Source organism: Acrocarpospora corrugata (genome assembly GCF_009687845.1).
GTDB lineage: Bacteria > Actinomycetota > Actinomycetes > Streptosporangiales > Streptosporangiaceae > Acrocarpospora > Acrocarpospora corrugata.
This window is the reverse complement of record NZ_BLAD01000044.1, coordinates 170408-190913: the sequence shown is the minus strand read 5'-3', so window position 1 is coordinate 190913 and position 20506 is coordinate 170408. Positions and strand designations below refer to the sequence as shown.

Annotated in this window: 11 protein-coding genes; 8 read left to right on the top strand and 3 right to left on the bottom strand. The window is 72.5% G+C overall.

The genetic code is table 11. The features are described from left to right. Positions 1-73 precede the first annotated feature (73 nt). The 4 genes from Acor_RS12390 to Acor_RS12375 all read left to right on the top strand — a co-directional run bounded on the left by Acor_RS12390 (position 74) and on the right by Acor_RS12375 (position 14749). Positions 74-6394, top strand: coding sequence for a neuraminidase-like domain-containing protein (locus Acor_RS12390; protein WP_155336746.1), 6321 nt, complete (start codon positions 74-76; stop codon positions 6392-6394). A gap of 7 nt (positions 6395-6401) precedes the next feature. Continuing rightward, entirely contained in the window at positions 6402-9608 is a 3207-nt protein-coding gene (locus tag Acor_RS12385) for a Tc toxin subunit A-related protein (protein ID WP_155336745.1), read from the top strand. A gap of 58 nt (positions 9609-9666) precedes the next feature. Then, on the top strand, positions 9667-11772 hold the full coding sequence (locus Acor_RS12380) for a hypothetical protein (protein WP_155336744.1): 2106 nt from the start codon (positions 9667-9669) through the stop codon (positions 11770-11772). Between the two features lie 139 nt (positions 11773-11911). Next, positions 11912-14749: an alpha/beta hydrolase gene (locus tag Acor_RS12375; protein WP_155336743.1), complete on the top strand. Its 2838-nt coding sequence runs from the start codon at positions 11912-11914 to the stop codon at positions 14747-14749. Between the two features lie 110 nt (positions 14750-14859). On the opposite strand, the gene Acor_RS12370 is transcribed toward Acor_RS12375, so the two are convergent. Continuing rightward, entirely contained in the window at positions 14860-15267 is a 408-nt protein-coding gene (locus Acor_RS12370) for a hypothetical protein (RefSeq protein ID WP_155336742.1), read from the bottom strand. A 9-nt stretch (positions 15268-15276) separates the two neighbouring features. Next, positions 15277-15510, bottom strand: a complete 234-nt coding sequence (locus Acor_RS12365; RefSeq protein WP_155336741.1) for a hypothetical protein — start codon at positions 15508-15510, stop codon at positions 15277-15279. A gap of 192 nt (positions 15511-15702) precedes the next feature. On the opposite strand from Acor_RS12365, the gene Acor_RS12360 reads away from it, so the two are divergent. The 4 genes from Acor_RS12360 (at position 15703) to Acor_RS12345 (ending at position 19965) form a co-directional block, all read left to right on the top strand. Then, on the top strand, positions 15703-16284 hold the full coding sequence (locus Acor_RS12360) for a class I SAM-dependent methyltransferase (RefSeq protein WP_155336740.1): 582 nt from the start codon (positions 15703-15705) through the stop codon (positions 16282-16284). A 398-nt stretch (positions 16285-16682) separates the two neighbouring features. Beyond that, positions 16683-17981: a hypothetical protein gene (locus tag Acor_RS12355; RefSeq protein ID WP_155336739.1), complete on the top strand. Its 1299-nt coding sequence runs from the start codon at positions 16683-16685 to the stop codon at positions 17979-17981. 389 nt (positions 17982-18370) lie between these two features. After that, the gene (locus Acor_RS12350; protein WP_155336738.1) at positions 18371-18931 is read left to right on the top strand and encodes a hypothetical protein; all 561 of its coding nucleotides are present in this window, start codon (positions 18371-18373) and stop codon (positions 18929-18931) included. Beyond that, positions 18889-19965 carry a medium chain dehydrogenase/reductase family protein gene (locus Acor_RS12345; RefSeq protein WP_155336737.1) on the top strand — a complete coding sequence of 359 codons (1077 nt, stop codon included), beginning with the start codon at positions 18889-18891 and terminating at the stop codon, positions 19963-19965. Before Acor_RS12350 ends, Acor_RS12345 begins: the two co-directional genes overlap by 43 nt. Before the next feature lie 15 nt (positions 19966-19980). Here Acor_RS12345 and Acor_RS12340 read toward each other — a convergent pair whose 3' ends face one another. Further along, positions 19981-20496: a MarR family winged helix-turn-helix transcriptional regulator gene (locus Acor_RS12340; protein WP_246238606.1), complete on the bottom strand. Its 516-nt coding sequence runs from the start codon at positions 20494-20496 to the stop codon at positions 19981-19983. Between the last annotated feature and the right edge of the window lie 10 nt (positions 20497-20506).

Below are 20506 nucleotides of genomic sequence, written 5' to 3'. Positions count from 1 at the left end.
CCTCACCCACTGTAGCCTGATCAACAAGACCGGGGACGTATCGGTCGGGACCGGCCGGAAGGCGGTGGGGTTCGTGACGGACTTTCGCGTCGGCGGGACGGTGCGCGACGACACCGGGTCGCCCGTCGCCACCGGGGTCGCCGTGGAGGTCTTCGACCTGCGCTTCGGCGGCGAACATCTGGCCGGCACGGCCGAGGTCCGGCCGGACGGCACGTTCGCGCTCACCTTCGACCCGGAGCGGGTCCGCTCCGCCCCGGCGGCCAGCCTGGACCTGGTCGTCAAGGTCGTCAGGAACGTTCCGGGGGCACGCGAGGTGCTCGCCCGGTCCGCGCCGCGCTTCGACGCCGGCCCGGACGAGGTGATCGACGTCGTGCTCCCGGCGGGCGCGGCGCCCGTCCTCGACGAGTACACCCGCCTGGTCGCCGACCTCGATCGCGCGCTGGCCGGGGAGACCGAGGTCAGCCTGGCCAGTTTCGTCGAGCACGACGACCGCAGGGACGTCAGCTTCGCCGCCGCCAAGAGCGGCTGGGACGCGCGCGCCGTGGCCATGGCCTCGCTGGCCGGCCGGGAGGCGGCCAGCACCGGCATTCCCGCTCCGCTGCACTACGCGCTCTACCGGGCCGGGCTGCCCGCCGGGCCGCGCCTGTGGGCGCTCGCCCCCGCCGGGGTGATCGAGGCGGTCTGGGAGCGCGCCGCCGAGCAGGGGATCATCGCGCCGGAGCTGACGGCGGTGATCCCCGCCGGCCTCGACGCGGCCCGCGACCTGGCGGGCCGGGCCGTGCTCGACCTGCCCGGCGGGACCGGCGAGGGCAAGCTGGGGGACCTGCTGGCGGCCGCGCTGCCCGACGAGGCCGACCGGACTCGGTTCGCCCAGCTCTACCACGAGCACCGAAGCGCGCCCGAGACGCTGTGGTCGCAGGTCAGGGAGGTGTTCCCGGACAGCGCGCCCCGGCTGGAACTCGACGGCGCGCTGGCCACGCTGACCCGCAACAACGCGCCCCTGATCGCCAAACTGCACGACGGCGCGGCCCCGGCGCGGGTCGGGGATCTCGCGGCGGCCGGATACCACCGCGCGGATCGGTGGCGGGCGGACCTCACCGCCGACGTGCCCGTCCCCGACGGCATCCCGGGCGCGGACGAGGCAGAAAGGCGGGACGCCTACGCGGCCGTCCTGGCCGAGGAGCTGCGGCTGCGCCACCCCACCGCCGTGCTGGCCGCCGAGGTGGCGGAAGGGGCAATCCCGGTCGGCGGCCCCGCCGGGACCGACCGGGCGGTGGCCGCGTTCCTGGCCGAGAACCAGGACCGGTTCGAGCTCACCGTGCACCCGATCGACGACTTCCTCGGCGCGCGGGCGATCGAGGTGGCCCAGCCCGTACGGGACGAGGTCGCCACCCTGCAGCGGATCGTCGCCGTCGCCCCCACCCCGGAAGCGGTGCGCGGGCTGCGCACGCTCGGCTTCGACTCCGCCCGCGCGGTGGCCCTGCACGGCGAGACCGCCTTCGTCACCCGGTTCGCCGCCGACGTCGGCGGCGAGGACGCCGCCCGCGAGACCTTCCGCCGCAGTGACCAGGTCCACAGCGCCGCGCTCGCCACGGCCACCAGCCACCTGGTGGCCCGGGCCGCGCCCGAGGTGTTCGCCGTGCCGCGCGGCGGGCCCGCCGCCGCCACCGGGCCGGGCGCCCGCGCGATGGTCGAGGCCGCCGCCCTGGCCACGGTGCGGACCCTGCCGAACCTGGAGACCCTGTTCGGCCCCGGCGACACCGGCGCCTGCGAGCAGTGCGAGTCGGTGCTCAGCCCGGCCGCCTACCTGGTCGACCTGCTCGAATTCCTGGACGTGCAGCCGCCGGGCGGCGGGCGCAGGCCGCTGGAGGTGCTGCTGAGCCGCCGCCCCGACCTCCAGCACATCGCGCTGAGCTGCGAGAACACCGAGGTCGAGCTGCCGTACGTGGACCTGGCCAACGAGATTCTGGAACACGTCGTGGTGAACGCCACGATCGACGGATACCGGGGCCACGACGTGCCGCCGGGCACCGGCACGGCCGACCTGCTGGCGTCGCCGCAGTTCGTGAACGAGGCCGCCTACACGGTGCTGCGGAGCGCGGTCTACCCGCTGGTGCTGCCGTGGGACCAGCGGCTGGACGCGCTCCGGGCGTACCTGGCCCAGGCGGGGGTGACGCTCCGGGACGCGATGGCCGCGCTGGCGGCCGACGACGCGAACGGCAGGGCGTGGAGCGACGCCGTGCGGGAACGCGTGGGCGTCAGCCCGGCCGAACGCGACCTGCTGGCCAAGCCCCAGGTCACGGCGCAGGCCCTGTTCGGCGACGACCCGGGCCGGGTGACGGAGGCCCAGCTGGTGGCCGGGGCGGGCAACGCGCGCCGCCTCGCCCGCCGCCTCGGCCTGACCCCCGCCGAACTGGTCGACCTGGTCAGGACGCGGTTCGTCAACCCCGACGCCGACCTGCTCGGCCCGCTGAGCACGCTCGGCGTCGGCATCTCCGCCATCCTGCGCCTGCGCGAGGGGACGATGACCCCGGCGGCGTTCAAGGCGGCGCTGCGCCCGAACCTGGACCTCGCCCCGTTCGGCGGGGACGTGGTCGCCTGGCTCGCCGCCCGCCACGACCGGATCATGAACATCGTGGTGCTGACCGACCCCACCGGCGCGGAACCCCCGGCCGGGGACTCCAGCGGCGCCTTCGCGAAGATGGAGCTGCGGCGGGCGCTGCCGGACTCGGCGCGCAACCGGCTTCGCGCGGTCGACCTGCTGGGGATCGCCCGGTTCGTCCGCCTGCGCTCCCGGCTCGGCTGGAGCGTCGAGCGCACCGACGAGGTCGTCGCCGTCCTGTGGCCCGCGCCCGTGCCGGTCACCGGATCGGCCGCCGACGTGCGGCGCGCCCTGGACACCGGCTTCGACACCGTCCTGATCCGGCTCGGGCACCTGCTGACCGCCGCGGACCTGCTCGGACTCGACGTCCAGGACGACCTGCCGTGGCTGCTCGGCTGCTTCGCGCCACTCGGCGAACCCCTCCACCGGAGGCTGTTCGGGACCGATCCGGTCTCCGGCCCGCTGCTGGAGCACGGCCCGGCCGTGCAGGCGGCGCTGAAACTCACCGCCGACGAGTTCGCCGTCGTCGTCCGCGCGGCCGGCGTCACCGCGGCCACGCCGCTCTCCGCCGCCTCGATCAGCCTCCTGTTCCGGTACGGCTTCCTCGCCCGCGCCCTGCGCCTGGGGGTGACCGAACTCGCCGGCCTGATCGAGGCCACCGGCTGGCAGGTGTTCGCGCCGCTCGACGGCCCCGAACCCGACTTCCTGAAGCTGGTACGCCTCGCCCAGTCGATCCGCGACTCCGGCCTCCCGGTCTCCCGCCTGGTCGCGCTGGCCAATGGCACCGGCGGCGCCCCCGACGCGGCGGTCATGACCGTGCTGGGCGCGGTCCGCGCCGGGCTGGCCGACCGCCGCGCGCCCGCGCAGTGGAGCGAGGCCGCGCTGCGGACAGTCCTGACGTCGGTGTTCGCGCCGGACGTCAGCGACGCCTTCCTCGGGCTGCTGGCGGGGGCGTCCACGTACACGACCGCCTACCACCAGGACGCGGCCACGCTGCCGGGACCGGTGCTGGCCGCCGCGCCCGGCCTCGCCTACGACGCGGCCCGCTCGCTGCTGATCCATCGCGGCGTGCTGACCCCGGAGGCCGCCGCCGCGGTGGCGGCGCTGCCCGGCCTGCCCGCCCGCCTGGCCGAGGCCGCCGGGAACCTGGCCAACGCCGGACAGGCCGAATACCTGCCGCTGTTCCGCGCCCACCCCGTCCTGGAGAAGCGCTGGCGCGCCTGGGCGGCAGTACGCGACCCGGACGATGTCCGGCGGGCGGCCCTGGGGGCGGCGCTGCTGGAGGAGCTGCGGCCCAGCCTGATCCGGAGGCAGCTGGGGGAGGTGCTCGGCGCCGCGACCGGCGAGGCTCCCGCGAGTGTCGCCGCCCTCGTCGAGGACGCCGTCGCCATGCCGGGCTCGGCCCCGGGGCGGCCGGCGGGCGACGACCTGGCGGCGGTGACCGCCACCGGTCTGAGCGTGCGCTTCTGGGCCGGGCCGATAACCGGGCCACCGGTCAGGACGGCCGTCGCGCCCTCGGTCGATTACGAACCCGGCGGGGTCAACCTGCGCCAGGCGGCCGGGATAGCCGCCGGACCGATCAGCGGGGTGTGGGCCGCCACCGTCGACCCGGCGCTCCCCGGCACGTACGTGCTGACCGTCGAGGCGGACGGCTCCGCGGTCACCCTCCAGATCGACGGCCGGGCCGTACCCCTGCGGAAGGAGGGCACGACCTGGACGGCCGACCCGGCCGGACTCGCCGCCGGGGCACGGCTCGAACTCACCGCGACCGGGCTGAACGCGAAACTGCGCCTGCGCTGGCAGGCCGAGGGGCTCGCGCCCGTGGTCCTGCCCGGCACGGCGTGCTGCCCCGCCGACGCCGTCGCCGCGTTCACCGCCGCCTACCGGCGGCTGCGGGCCGCGCTCGAACTGGCGGGCGCGCTCGGGCTCTCGATCCGCGAACTGCTCTCCTTCGCCCGCTCGCCGGAGTACCTCGTCGGCGGTGTCGGCTGGCTGTCCGCCGTGCCCGCCGCCGGCCCGGCCGCCCGGCAGGCTCTGGTGCGCGCCGTCGCCGCGCTGGCCCGGTACCGGCGGCTGCGCGAACGCTGGGCGGTCACCGGCACCGCCATCGTCGACCTGCTCGACGGCGCGGAAACGCCGGATGAACTCCTTTCGGCTCTCACCGGCGTCACCCCGGCGACCGTGGCAGACGCCGCCGCCCATCTGGGGGCGAACCTGCGCAGCCTCGACGGGTTGTGGCGGGTGGCCGACCTCATCGACCTGACCCGCGCGGTCGTGCTGCCGGTGCCCGCGCTCGCCAGGATCGTCCGGGTCACCCCGTCAGCGCAGGACGTGCGCGACGTGCGGGATGCCGTCCGCGCCCGGTATGACGACGCCGCCTGGGCCGAAGTGGTCCGCCCGATCCACAACCAGCTGCGCCGCTCGGCCCGCGACGCCCTCGTCGGGCGGGTCCTGCACATGGAGAACCCCGACCCCGATCTGGCCGTGGACGCCGTCACCGGCGGATTCACCACCCCGGACCAGCTCTACGAGAAGCTTCTCATCGACGTCCAGATGGACCCCTGCATGACCACCTCCCGCATCGCGCAGGCGATCTCGGCCGTGCAGCTGTTCGTCGCCCGGTTCCTGCTCAACCTGGAACCGGAGGTCTCCCCGCAGTCCATCGACCCCCAGCGCTGGGAGGCGATGAAGCGCTACCGGATCTGGGAGGCCAACCGCCGGGTCTTCCTGTTCCCGGAGAACTGGCTGGACCCCGAACTCCGCGACGACAAGTCGCCGTTCTTCCGCGAGGTCGAGTCCGAACTGCTCCAGTCCGACATCACCGACCAGGCCGCCGCCACGGCGCTCGGCCACTACCTGGAACGGCTCGACGAGGTCGCCAACCTGGAGATCGCCGGCATGCACGTCCAGGAGCGCGACGCCGCCGGCACCGGCGTCCCCGACCCGCTCGTGCACGTCATCGGCCGCACCTCCGGGGCCAAACGCGGCTACTTCCACCGGACCCTGGACGGGACGTGGCGGCCGTGGGAGCGGGTCAACGTCGACGTCCCGGACGACCCGGTGCTGCCCGTCATCTGGAAGGGCAGGTTCCTGCTGTTCTGGCTGACCGTCTCCAAGCAGCCCGACCGGCGGCAGCCCGGCCCGTTCCCGCTCGCCCCCGGCGGCTCCCGGCTGGGGGACCTGCGGGTGGCGGACATGAATCTGCGCGCGTCCGCGACCCTGACCGTCAGCCTGTTCTGGAGCGAGTACTACAACGGCCGCTGGCAGTCGCCGCGCACCTCCGACCCGGACCGGCCGATCGACCTGGGCGCCGAGTTCAGCGTCATCGGCGACCCGCTGACGCTGCGGCTGGCCTCCGACATCGAGAACGACAACCTCGGCGTGCGGGACAGCCTCGGCATCATCGTGCTCAACCCCAGCCCCGGCGGCACCGGCAACTCCCACTTCCGGCTCTACACCACGCACAGCCTGCCGGTCCGCAAGCAGGACGACACCGGCGGCTCGCCCGGGTTCCCCGCCGACCGGCAGTTCTCCGCCGTGGGTCCTTTCACGGTCAGCTTCCGCGACGATCCGTTCCACGAGCTGACCGTGCTGCGGGCCAGCCAGTCGCCGTACCGGGGGGTGGGGCCGATGCACCGGCTGAAGGATCCGCATCGGGCGCCGTTCTTCTTCCAGGACAGCAGGCACGTCTTCTACGTGCATCCCGACCCGACCGACGTCGTCAGCGTCACGTTCGGGGTCTTCCCCGGGCCGATCGCCGCGCCCCTGATCATCCCCGAACTGGACCGGTGAAGAGGCCATGGCCGACACGACGTCCTTCGTGTTCGAGAACCACTTCCATCCGTACGTCGGGATGCTGGTGGAGCGGCTCAACCAGCAGTCGGTGGCCGGTCTGCTGGACCTGTCGGTGCAGCAGGTGTCCGAGCCGTTCTTCGACCGCATCTACGACCCCAACGATCCGGCCGCGCCCGGGGAGGATCCGAGTTTCCGGGTCGAGTCGACGCCGAAGAACATCGACGTCAGCGAGGCGGGGCCGTACTCGGTCTACAACTGGGAGCTGTTCTTCCACGCGCCGGTCACCATCGCGGTGCACCTGAGCAAGAACCAGCGTTTCGCCGAGGCGCAGCGCTGGTTCCACCACATCTTCGACCCGACCGAGACCGATCCGAGCGCGCCCGTGCCCGACCGGTTCTGGAAGTTCGTCCGGTTCCGCAATCCGCGGCCGGGTGACATGCCGCGGGTGGACGAGCTGGTGGCCGTGCTGAGCCGCCCGCCGTCCGAGCTGGGCCCGGAGGAGCGGATTCTGCTGGCCTCGGCCGCGCTCAGCTACGAGGGGCTGCGCCGCGAGCCGTTCCGGCCGCACCGGGTGGCCAGGACCCGGGTGGTCGCCTACCAGTACTACGTGGTGATGAAGTACCTGGAGAACCTGATCGCCTGGGGGGACAGCCTGTTCCGGCTGGACACCGCCGAGTCGATCAACGAGGCCACCCAGCTGTACGTGCTGGCCGGGAACATTCTCGGGCCGCGCCCCGCGGAGGTGCCCCGGCACCGGGCCGCGCCCAGGAAGAGCTACCGCCAGCTGAAGGACGCCGGTCTCGGGGTGTTCGGGAACGTGCTGGTCGAGCTGGAGAACCAGCTGCCGTTCGCCCGTACCCCGGCGCCGGGAGCGCCCGGGACGGGGGCGGGCGGCGTCGCGCTGCTGGGGATGGGGCGCAGCCTCTACTTCTGCGTCCCGCGCAACGCCCAGCTGGTCGGCTACTGGGACACCGTCGCCGACCGGCTGTTCAAGATCCGCAACTGCCAGGACATCAGCGGGGTCGTCCGCCAGCTGTCCCTGTTCGCGCCCGCGCTCGATCCCGGCCTGCTGGCGCGCGCCACCGCCGCCGGGATCGACATCGCCGGCGCGGTCGCGGGCACCCGGGCGCCCGCCTCGCCGGTCCGGGCCACGCTGCTGATCCAGAAGGCGCTGGAGATCACCGCGGAGGTGAAGTCGACCGGGGCCGCGCTGCTGGCCGCCATGGAGAAACGCGACGGCGAGGAACTCGCCCGGCTCCGGCAGGGCCACGAGATCGGCATGGCCCGGCTCACCCAGGACGTGCGCTTCCTCAACTGGAAGGAGGCCGAGGCCAACACCGAGGCCCTGCTCCGCACCCGCGCCACCACCTTCGCCCGCTACCGCCACTTCCAGCTGCTGCTCGGCCGCCCGGAAGCCGACGTGGACAAACTCCGCGACGTCAGCCTGATCCGCAAGCCGGTGACCCAGGCCAACTTCGCCGAAGTGCTGCACGAACTCGTCCTCAAGTACGCCATCGCGATCGCCCAGGAGAGCCGCCCGGCCCCCCGGCTGGCCCGTGACGGCGACCCGCAGGTCCAGTCCGGCGCGGAGAGCCAGGGCTCCCTGGACCTGATCTCCAACGAGTACGCGGAACTCAACATCCACCTGCCCAAGGCGCGCGACAAGCAGCAGGACGCCACCACGGTCGACAACATCTTCGGCGTCCTCGGCATGCTCCCCAACCTGGGCATCGACATCGAACCCTTCGGCATCGGCGGCCATGTGGAGTTCGGCGGCCCGCTGCTGTCCTCGGTCGGGCGCACGCTCTCCTCGGCCATCAGGGGCGACGCCGAGCAGGACATCTACGACGGCGGCCGGGCCGCCAAGATCGCCGGCTATCAGCGCCGCGACCTGGACTTCGTCCAGCAGAGCAACCAGGCCGCCCTGGAGTTGATGCAGAACGGCCGCCAGCTCATCGCCACACTCGTGCACGAGCAGGTCAGCCGCCGCGAGTACGACAACAGCGGCGAAGAGCTCAAACGGGCCGCCGAAGTGGACGCCTTCCTGGCCACCAAGGACACCGGAACCGAGCTGTACACGTGGCTGCGCGGCGAGGTCGCCCGCAGCTTCGCCGAGCACTACCGGATGGCCGTCGACGTCGCCCGCTCCGCCGAGCAGGCGGTGAAACGGGAGCTGATGCGCCCGGAACTCGACGCCACCACCTTCGTCGGGTTCACGCACTGGGAGACCGGGCGGCGCGGCCTGCAGGCGGGGGAGCGGCTGCACCACGACCTCACCCGGCTCCAGCTGGCCTACCTGGAGCACAACCGGCGCGAGTTCGAGCTGACCAGCCACGTCTCGCTCCGCATGCTCGACCCGCTGGCCCTGCTGGAACTCCGCTCCCGCGGCACCTGCCAGTTCACCGTGCCGGAATGGCTGTACGACCTGGCCGTGCCCGGCCACCACCTGCGCCGGATCCGTACGGTGGCGCTCAGCCTGCCCGCGGTGACCGGGCCGTACACGTCGGTCGCGGCCACCCTGTCGTTGCAGCGCAGCTCCATCCGCCGCGACCCCGGCCTGATCGACAACAAGTACACCCGGCTGGCGGGGGAGGACCCCAGGTTCCTCGACTATCCGGGCGGGCTGGAGTCGGTGGTGACCAGTTCCGGCGTCCGCGACGCCGGGCTGTTCGACGCGGCCGCGCGCGACGAACGCTACCTTCCGTTCGAAGGCGCGGGGGCGATCAGCACCTGGGCCCTGAACCTGCCCGCCGACCTGCGCATGTTCGACTACGCGAGCATCTCCGACGCCGTCCTGCACATCGGCTACACCGCCCGCCCCGGCGTCCGGGCCGACGCCGTCGTCGGCGACCTGCGCGCCCGCTTCGCCGCCGCCGCGGAGCAGACTCTCGCCCGGTCGTTCAGCCTGCGCCACGACTTCCCGACGGAATGGGCGGCCTTCCTGGCCGGCGCCGCCGGCCTGTCCCTGCGGATCGAGAAGCACTGGTTCCCGTACTTCACCCAGTCCGCCGCGATCACCCTCCGCGCCGTCGAACTGTACGGAATCTCCGGCGGCGAACTCGTCCGCGGCCCATCCCCGGTGGCCCCCGACGCGCTACCCGCGTCCGACGCCGAGGGCGGGTTCGCCTTGTCGGTGCCCGCGGACCCCGACGTCGTACGGCGCGACCGGAACGCCGACCCGCATCTCATCGTCCGATACACGATTCGCTGACAGTGGAGAGCCCGATGCGCCGTCACGACACCCGCCGGCCCCGCCCGGGGACACGCTGATGCCGCCCGTCGCGTGGACCGCCCTCGGCGGCCCCGGCGAGGTCACCGGGGCCCGCGCCACAGCCGACACCATCGCCGTGTTCACCGCGGGCGGCTACCTCTACCTGCGCAGACGGGCAGGCGACACGTGGCGGTGGGAACGCGTCGGCCTCCCGCCCACCGGCGAAGGCGTGCTCGACGCGGCCCTGCTCGCCCTGGACGGAACGGACGTCCTCACCCCCGTCGTCGTCGGTGACGACCTGAAGGTCTGGCTGTACCGGGAGGGGGCCGCCCCCACGCCGTGGACCGGTCTCGCCGGACCGGCGCCGGACGTGGGCGAGCCCTTCGACGCGGACTGCGGCGACCTGGTCACCGGCACCAGAGGATCCGGAGCGGCGCTCCGGCACACGCTCGTGATGAGCAGCATGGCGGGGCGTCCGTGGACGCGCCAGGGCGTGGACCAGGACGGGACCTGGTTCCGGATCGCGGCGGACGAGGACTGGGTCGCCGTGGAGCTCGCGACCGCGCTGGCGTCCGTCACGCCCGGGTCGGAGCCGCAGTTGCACATCTTCGCCGTGGTCCGGGACCGCCAGACCTCCGCGTCCGCGGTGCGCGTCGCCGTACACGAGAATTCGGTCTGGACCTGGATCGATCCGGGCGGGCAGTCGCCCAACGGCCAGCACGGCGGCCTCACGGCGACGAGTTTCCGCGACGCCGCCGGACGGCTCCAGGCCTGCGCCGTGCTGGCCACGGGAGAACCGGCCGCCGCCAGCATGGTCATCGGCTCGGGCCGGGACTGGCGGTGGGCCGAACTCGGGCAGCCACCGTCACCCTCGGGGCTCGGCACCGCCGTCGTCGCCGCCAAGGGCCCCGACCCGCAGCCCGGCGACGAACCCGTCATCGTGGCCCGCAGCAGCCACAACATCTGGACGCGCTCGCTCACCGGCCCCTGGCGGGATCTGGGCACCACCCCGGACGACGCCGCCGTCGTCGTCCCGTCCAACGCGATCGAACTCGCCGCGCCGCGACGGGTGCGGACCGCCGGGGTGTCCTGGGAGTCCGACCTGTGGACCCTCGAGTCCGGCGACGCGGGCGTCCGGTGGGAGAGCCACGGCAGCCCCGGCGCGGTGGTCTCGGTCGTCGGGGCCTACACCGCCGCCCCCGAGCCCGACCTGACGGACCTCCCGGTCGAGGTCCCCGTCATCGACGAGTACGGCGCGGTGTGGAGCTGCCGGGTGTGGGGGAACCCGGCCGACGGCTTCTTCCCCTCCTCCGGCTTCTGGGCCGCCCACGGGCAGCCCCGGGCCGGAGTCACGGCCGCCTCGGGCGTCGGCGTGTTCACCCAGCCCGGCATCCCGCAGCCCGCCTGGGTGTTCGTGGTCGGAAGCGACGGCCGCCTGTGGGCGAAAACGGCCGGCGCCTGGGTCGACCACGGCGCTCCCCCCGGCAGATCGATCAAGTCAGGGGTGGCGCCGATCGCGGTCGCGGGCCTGCCCGCCGTCCACGTGTTCGCGGACGACGGGCGGCTCTGGATGCGCTCGATGTCGGGCGGCGACTGGCGCTGGACCGATCGCGGCGCGCCCCCCGGTCAGCTGATCTTCGCCGTGATGGGCGCGGCCGCACTGCCCATGCCGGTGGCCGTCGTCGCCACCGAGGACGGGCACCTCTGGGTCAACGTCCCCGACGGGGGCGCGTTCCGCTGGACCGACCTGGGCACCCCCGCCCCGGCCGAGCGGATCGTGGCCGCGATCGGCGTCGAGGCGGTGGGGACCGCCCTGGACATCGTGGTCGTCGGCTCCCCGAGCGGGCAGGTGTGGAGCCTGCGCTGGACGCCGGGGGCCGCCTCGCCCTGGACGGCGCACGGCCGCCCGCTCGACGCCCGCATCCGCGCCGCCGTCGGCACCGTGCCCGGCCCCGCGGGCAGCCTCGCCGCGGTCGTCGGCAACGACCAGCAGATCTGGGTGACCTCCTCGGTGGGCGGCCCATGGTCCCGGTGGGATCCCCAGTTCCCCGGCATCACGGCCGCCACCGGGAAGACCGCGCTCCTCATGGGCGTCCTGCCCTGCGTGGTGACGGTCAACAACGAACGCCGCGTTCACGTGGCGACACCGGAGCACGGCGTGTGACGCGCCGCGTGGAACAGGCAGGTAACAAGATCGCCCGTTGATGTTAACAAACCGGGCATACCGTGCGAATCGCCTGACGCTCGCCGCTGATTCACGGCGACGGTGGGGCTCCACCGGTTCGTACGAGTAAGGCCCTCACTTGAGCAATCCCATCCGCCGCGCGCGAGGATTCGCCGCGGTACTGGCACTCGCGTGCCTCCCCTTCACCCTGATCGCCGGAACCGCTTCGGCGGACCCCGAACCCACCGACATCGTCGCCTCCGGCCCGCAGTGGTCCGTGACCCGCGTGGCGGGCGGCTTCCGCGTCACACTCGAACTCGACGAGGAACTCCCCGTCATCGGCAGCGCCCCGACCCTGTCGGCCGACGGCCGGGTGCTCGGCCCGGCGACGGAGTCCGCCGACGGGAAATCGCTGTCGCTGGTCACCGCCGACCCCTCGGTGACGGCGGCCACCTCGGTGACCACCGACGCCGTGGAAGCGACGGTGACCAGCCGCGCCCGATCTGCCCCGAACCCGCAGCTGGCCCAGCCCGGCATCACCCCGGACATCCTGCAGGTCGACCCCTCGACCCCCGGTTCCCACCAGGTCTCCGAAGCCGTCTACGACTTCGGCGACCTGGCGATCCCGCTGCTCAACATCGGCGGCATCCGCGGCGAGATCACCGGCAAGATCTACCTGCCCGACGGCCGGGGGCGGAAGCCCGTCGTGGTCTTCTTACACGGCCGGCACGCCTCCTGCTTCGGCACGGGCGCGGCCAACCCGGCGCGGTGGCCCTGCCGCCCCTCGCCGGACAGCCCCTCGCAGCGCGCGACCATCCCCAGCTACCTCGGCTACGACGCCCCGGCCCGCGCGCTGGCGAGCAACGGCTACGCCGTCGTCTCCATCTCCTCCAACGCCATCAACGCCAACGACAACCAGCTCGCCGCCGACTACGGCGCCCAGGCCCGGGGCCAGCTGATCCTCGACACCCTCCGGATGCTGGACGTCGCCGACGACGGCGACCCGGTCGTCTACCACGACGCGTTCACCAACCGGGACGTCAGCCTCGCCCAGGCCCTCACCGGCGACATCGAGCCGTCCGATCTGGTACGGAAGTTCGACCTGGACAGCGTCGGGATCATGGGCCACTCCCGCGGCGGCGAGGGAGTCGTGGCCGCCTCCACCCTCAACGACGCCCTCCCGCTCTGGCAGCAGTTCGGCATCAAGGCGGTGCTCCCGCTCGCGCCCGTCGACTACGACCGGATCTCCATGCCGAACGTGGCGACGGCCACGATCCTGCCGTACTGCGACGGCGACGTGGAGAACCTGATGGGCCAGCACATCGTCGACGACTCGCGGCACAGCTTCGACGACAACGTGCTCCGCTCCGCGGTCCTGGTCATGGGCACCAACCACAACTTCTTCAACACCATCTGGACGCCCGGCGGCTGGCCGTCCGGCACCGCCGACGACTGGGTCTCCCTGGCCACCGGCGCCAACGACCCCGTCTGCGACCCCACTTCCGCCACCACCACCCGGCTCACCGCCCCCCAGCAGGTCCAGGTCGGGGCGACCTACATGGCGGGCTTCTTCCGGCTCACGCTCGGCGGCGAGAAGCAGTTCCAGCCGCTGTTCGACGGCTCGGCCGTGACCGCGCCCTCGACGTCCTTCGCGGGCATCTCGGTGACCGCGACCCAGCCGGCGAAGTCACGCATGGACCTCGCCACCTTCGAGGCCGCCGACCCGTCCGTCCTCGTCTCCGGGGACGCCACCGCCGAGGTGTGCGCCAGCATGGGCGGCAACGGCGGCGTGCAACTCCCGCAGCCGTCCCCGCACTGCACCACCACCCTCAATTCCGCGGCCGTCCCGCACTGGTCGCCGGCGCTGTGGGCCTTCAACATCCCGTCCTCCCCGATGCTGCACCTGAAGTGGACCTCGCCGACCGGCGAGGCGCGGGTCGCCGTCCCGCACGGCAAGCGCGACATCAGCCGCTTCGAGCAGCTCTCGGTGAAGATCGCCGCCGACGAGTTCGTGCCCGCGGGGACCGACCTCACCGTCAGCGTCGCCGACGGCTCCGGGAACACCTGGTCCTCGCCGGTCTCCGCGCTCAACCCGGCCGCCGTCACCCGCCTGCCGGGCGTCAGCTCGCCCTGGCTGCGCAAGGTGATCCTCCAGCAGGTGATCATCCCGGCCGCCGCCCTCACCCAGCTCAACCTGTCCGACCTCCGCGAGGTACGGTTCACGGCGGGCGCCCCCTCCGGCGGCGTCTACATCTCCGACCTCTCCGCCGAGAACCGGGCGGTCGGCGAACGCTCCCCCGAACGGCAGGCCACCGTGAACGTGGTTCCCAACAACGTCGAGGAGGGCTCAGGTCCCGGCACGGCCAATGTGGCGGCGGTGCTGTCCGAGCGGGTCGGCCACCCGGTCACCGCCTACGTCAGCGTGTTCGGCTCCGCCACCGGCGCGGCCGGCGCCGAGATGCGGCAGGTGACCTTCGCGCCCGGCCAGCTGTGTGTGCCGGTGCCGGTCGCGACCCTCGGCGACCAGCTGCCCAGCCGCACCCCGGCCACGTCGTTCAAGGTCTCCGCGACCAACGTCGCCCACGCGGTCATGGGCGACAAGGGCTTCGGCACCTTCACCGTCCGCGAGGACGACGGAGTCACCGGCGGCACCCCCGCCCCCGCGTTCGGCGTCCCCGGCGACGTCTGCGCCGAGTACGCGGCGGCGCAGAAACCCGGCCACCTGAACGTCACGGGCGTCGTCTATCCCGGGTCGGTCACCACGCTCCGCGCGGGCGGCTACCGGGCCGGCGAGAGCGTCGAGTTCCGCCTGAACTCGGCGCCGCTCGGACGGGCGCTCGCCGACGCCGGCGGCATGGTCTCCTTCGCCGCGACGATCCCCGCCGGGACTCCGAGCGAGAAGGTGACGCTGACCGCCGTCGGCGCGGGTTCCGCCTTCAGCACCACGGCGATTGTGAGGATTCGCGCGGCTCTCTGACTTTCGCGCGGCTCTTCAGATATTCGCGCGGCTCTCTGACAGAGGATTCGGCGGAGCTCCGACCAACGGTCATCGCGGCCGGGGACCCCATCCCCGGCCGCGATTCCGGTTCAGCGGCGCTTCGCGTAGACCGCCTTGAGCTTGACGGCGGCCTTCTTGGCGGTGGAGAGCGTCAGGGACCACTCTTCCTCGGTCTGGTTGGAGACGCGCTGCACGACCGTCACGGCCGAGCGGTAGCGAATGAACACCACGTCGTAGGTGACCCCGTCGGCCTCCGGAATGTCAGTCATGCGGAAAGCCGACGTCGTGTCGCCCAGGTTGGCGATGGCCCTCCTGGCGACCTTGAGGCCCTCGGGGTCACCCTTGGGCCGCAGGCCATGGCAGTACCGGCCGATGTCCCTCGCACCACCGGCGATCGCGTTCAACCGGGTGTGCGTCCCCGTGACGACGGCGTGCGACAGCGCGGTGACCGTGTCCTCATTGAGGAAGGTGACGGTGGTCACCGCCCGCCCCCGCACCGCCGCGTCCTACATTTTCACCGCCTTGTTACAGGCAGCAGTCGGGTAGGTGGCCTTCAACGGGACGGACAGGTTGTAGCGGGCCGTCTTGACCGTGTAGCCGGTCCCGACGTTCTTGGTGGTCAGCAGGGCGGCCCTGACTTCCGCCGTGGTCAGAGGCGGTACGGCTGCCGCGGCGGGCGCGGATAAAACAACGGCGGACACGACGGCAACGGCCGGCCCCAAGATCAGACGCTTAATCATGAAGCGTGACAATAGATGACATCTGGACAAGTCCAACCAAATGAAGATGTTCACCAACTATTTGGTATGCCGGTATTCAGCCACGCGGCGCGCCAGGCCGACGCGCTGAACCGGCAATGGATCGACCGCTACCGCACCCGGGCCGACGCCTGACCTCATTCGGGCCGGAGCCGTACAAGATAGCGTCGGCTTGTGGACGAGACCAGAGCATTCTTCGCCGCGCGGGCCGCGACGTGGGAGGAGAAATTCCCCGACGACGGGCCGGTGTTCGCCGCCGCCATCGAGAAGCTGGACCTGCCGCCCGGCGGCGTGGCCCTGGACGCGGGCTGCGGCACAGGCAGGGCACTGCCGCTGCTGCGAGCGGCGGTAGGCCCCGACGGTCAGGTCCTCGGCGTCGACGTCACCCCCGAGATGATCTGGTCCGCCCGCGACCGGGGCCGCCGAGACCACGGCCGCCTGCTCATGGCCGACGCCGAACGACTCCCACTACGCGACGGCATCGTCGATGGAGTGCTGGCGGCAGGCCTGATCTCCCACGTCCGTCACCCCACGGCGCTGCTCCGCGAACTCGCCAGAGTGACCACCGCGGACGCCCGACTGGGCCTGTTCCACCCCGTGGGCCGGGCTGTTCTCGCGGCCCGGCACGGCAGAACACTGTCACCGGACGATATCCGCGCGGAGGCGAACCTCAACCCATTGCTGACCGCCGGCGGCTGGAATCTTGTCGACTTCCACGATGGCGACGACCATTATCTGGCGGTCGCGACGAAGTAGAACGCGGGCCGGGGAGGCGGTGAATTTCGGTGTCTCATCTCGGCCGTACCGGGTGGGATGGCAGCGGGAAGGTGTGACGCGGTCTGGCTCATCTGGCAGGACCCGGGGATCGTGGGCGGATGGCGGGGATACGATCGGCTTGACCTTCGGGGGTGTGCGAAGGGGGCGGGATGACATCGCTGCGCCAGCGGGCCCAGACGGTTCCTTACATCGCTGCGGCGATCGGCGGCGGCGGCGCGTCCACCGGGGATGACGCCGCCAACATCCGGGTCCGGTGAGCAGCCCGGATCGGCCTGACCGGGAGCAGGCCATGGGTGAGCCGGACAGCCCCGCTCCCGGACCAGCCCCGGACCAGGGTGTTGTGCCGTTGTCCCAAGTCGGCGGGGTGGCCGAGGGACATGGCAGTGCATTCGCCCGGGGTCGCTGTGGGGCGTGACAATTCCGGGATCATCTCCTCCGGCGACCACGCGACCATCCTAATGATCGGCTCTGCGGCCGGGCCACGGGAGGCGGCCGTGCGGGAGCGGCCGCAGCCGGGCCGGCCGCTGAGTGAGGTGGCCGACCCGTTCGCGCACCAGCTGGAGATCCACCGCGCCATCGACTCCACGGTGGCCGGGCTGCCGGCGCTGCCGGCGTATGTGCCGCGAGCGCATGACCAGGCGCTCGGTGCGGTGGTGGCGGAGGCGGCGGCGGGGGCGAGCCGGGTCGCGGTGCTGGTGGGCGGGTCCTCCACCGGCAAGACCCGGGCCTGCTGGGAAGCCTTGCACCCGCTGCGCGACCAGCCCCGGGAGTGGCGGCTGCGGCATCCGATCGACCCCACCCGGCCCGACGCCGTCCTGGACGCGCTGGAGCGGATCGGGCCGCAAACGGTGGTGTGGCTGAACGAGGCCCAGTTCTACCTCGCCGACCCGCAGTTGGGGGAACGCGTCGCGGCCGGGCTGCGGGAACTGCTGCGCGACCCAGGCCGGGGGCCGGTACTGGTGCTGGCCACCCTGTGGCCCAAGTACTGGGACACCCTGATCACCCGCACCGGCGGTGACCCGCACGCGCAGGCCCGCGAGCTCCTGGACGGGCACAAGATCAGCGTGGCGGACCAGTTCACCGAGTCGGACCTGCGGGCCCTGGCCGATCACACCGGCGGCGATCCCCGTCTCGGCGAGGCCGCTGAACGCGCCCAGGATGCTCAGATCACCCAGTACCTGGCCGGGGTGCCGGTGCTGATGGACCGCTACGAGCAGGCCCCGCCCGCCATCAAAGCCTTGATCCACGCCGCGATGGACGCCCGCCGGCTGGGCTGCGGGCCGTATCTGCCGCTTGGGCTGCTGGCCGGGGCCGCTCCCGGCTACCTGACCGGTACCGAGTGGGACCAGGCAGGGGAGGAGTGGCTGGAGCGGGCGCTGGAGTATGTGACCACCCCCTGCAACGGCATTCCCGGCATCCTGGCCGCCGTCAAGTCCGGCGCCGTCCGCAATCGGCGCCGACGCACCGCCCACGCCACCGGTAGCGCCGGTTCCCGGGGGAGGGCGACGAGGCCTGCTCCCGGGTGGTCACTAACCGGCGCTCTACGGCGCGTCTCCCTGTTGCCGGTCCGAAGCCCCGCGAGAACCGGGGGCGGTGGTGTCATGCAGGCCGTCAAACGGCGACCAACACAGACCGTCACCCCGGCTCCCGCCGAGTCCCAACAACGAGCACCGTAATCGTGCCCGCAAGAAAGAGGGTGCCCTAGTGACCAGCTCACCGTGCTGGCCGGACGGCTATCCGCCGGAGAGCTATTCGGGTGGTTCCTTGAAATCGGTGATCATCGGGAGCGGTTCGCGTTCGGGCGGGAACCCGATGGCAGCGCCGCCGCCCGCTGGGGGTGGCAAGATCTGGAGTGATCACGTCGGGGGCCCGGGGGAAGCGGTGCGCTCAAAGGCTGGGGCTAGTGGTATCGCGTCGGCCAACGTAATGTCCGGCATGGCTATCGCAGGTGAACCTGTCGTGGGGAGAATGACCCGAAGGTCGGCGGTCGTAGGTGGGGGCGATGCAGCGAGCTGGTTCGATGTCGTGGCGCATCAGCGTTGACCGGTGGTCGAGGTCGCACGACATGGCGCTGTGGTTCCGCGCCGCCGAACGCATCCAGGTGGAGGTGGGGGGCGTCGTACCCGGGCCGATGGATGTCGAGCCGCCGCCGGACCGGCGTGCGGCCCCGTCGGACGCCGCGGAACTGACCGAGGGCTGGTTGGCCTGGTGGCGGTCCCTGGTCACCGCCCCCTCGACGACCTTGCCGTTGGATCGTCAGAACCCGCCGGTGGAGTGGTCATTCGCACCGCCCGCCTTCTCCGGCCTTCATGGTTTCCCCGCGCTGCGGCAGGCCGTGGCCGGAGGCTGGGAGGAGGCCCATCGCTGGCACAACGCCCGCAAGAGCGCCGGCCTGGCGTCTGGCCTGCATCTGGATGAGAAGGTGCCGACCGGCCAGGTGGTGGCCGAGGCCGAGCACGAGCTGGGCCGCACGGCGCAACCGTTCTCGCTGGAGCTCGTCGTGCTGCCAGTGCGTGACGACGAGATCCGCCCCGTCGGTCCTTACCGCTATCTGGTACCCGAACGGGTCCACAACGGTCCCCGATGGCCCGGCCTGCTGCGCTCGCTGGTGACGCCGTACGTCTGACGCCTATCCCCACCTCGGCCAGGAGAGTCGTTCTGCCCGGCCTCGTGGAGCCCGACGGCCTGATCCTCGAAACCGGGCCGCTGGACGTCCCGGGCCCGGGACAGCTCCTCCTCGCCGTCGAAGCGACCGGCATCTCCTACGCCGAGCAGGCGATGCGCCGCGGCCGTTACTTCGGGCAGCCGAAGTTCCCCTTCGTCCCCGGATACGACCTGGTCGGTACGGTCCTCCAGGTCGGCCCCAAGGTGGACGCCTCGCTCATCGGCGCGAGAGTCGCGACGCTGACCAAGACCGGCGGCTGGGCCACTCACGCGGTGGTCGAGGCACGCGACAGCGTCCTGGTGCCGGCCGGCGTCGATCCGGCCGACGCGGAGACCGTCGTGGTCAACGGAGTGACCGCGTGGCAGATGCTGCACCGGGCGGCGCGCGTCCAACCCGGTCAGACCATCCTCGTGCACGGCGCCAACGGCGGCGTGGGCGGAATCCTCATCCAACTGGGACAGCACGCGGGAATCCGGGTCATCGGGGCGGCGTCCCCCCGCCATCACGACGCGCTCAGGGCGGCCGGCGTCGAACCCGTCGACTACAACGACCCGAACCTCGCCGACCGCGTCCGGGAGCTGTCCCCCCGGGGTGTGGACGCGGTGTTCGACAACATCGGCGGGCCCATGACGCGCGTCTCCTACGGGCTGCCGGCGCCGCGCGGGGCCCTGGTCTGTTACGCCATCATCGCGGGGGTCGGTGACACCGGCGGCCTGGTGCTGCCGTTCGTGAAAGCCCTCAGCCGGGTGCTGCTGTGGAACGCGCTGCCGAACGGGCACCGCGCGACGTTCTACGATCTGTGGGCAGGCCACCGGACGCGACCGGCCCGCTTCCGCGAGCGCCTCGAAGAAGACCTGGGACACGTGTTCGCCCTGCTCGCCGACGGGACCCTGAAGCCCAACATCGCCGCGCGCTACCCCCTTGAGGAGGTGGCCGCGGCACTGACTTTCGCCGAATCCCGTACGGTCAACGGCAAAGTGATCCTGTTGCCGTGACCGGTCCACCCAACGCTAGGCGGGCGGCAGCAGATGCTCGGCGGCCGTGCACGGGTCGACCTGCGGTTCGATGTCGCGGAGGCCGCAGGCCAGGTGGCGTAGCAGGTCGCGGAAGGTCGCCCGCTGCGCGTCGTCGAGCCCGGCCAGGAGGGTCTCCTCCGCTTCGCGGACCCGCTGTTCGAGTTCGGCGAGAGTCTTGGCGCCCAGCGGGGTGACGACGATCTTGCGGGCCCGGCGGTCGGCCGGGTTCAGCCGGCGTTCGACCAGGCCGGCCTTGGCGAGGTCGTCGATGAGGTAGGTCATCACGGTGCGGTCGATGCCCAGGTGGGCGGCGAGGGCCGCCTGGGTGGGCTGGTCGCCGTGGACCACTGTGGACAGGATCTGGTAGCCGCGGGTGGCGTGCGGGAGTTCGCCGAGCAGTGGTGAGACGGAGCCGTGGTAGGCCGCCAGCAGCACGCCCAGATGCCAGCCGAAGTCGCCTTCTGTGTGCACGCCCGGGCCGCTCCGCCGCTGGGATGCCATGCCGCTCATGCCGAAATAG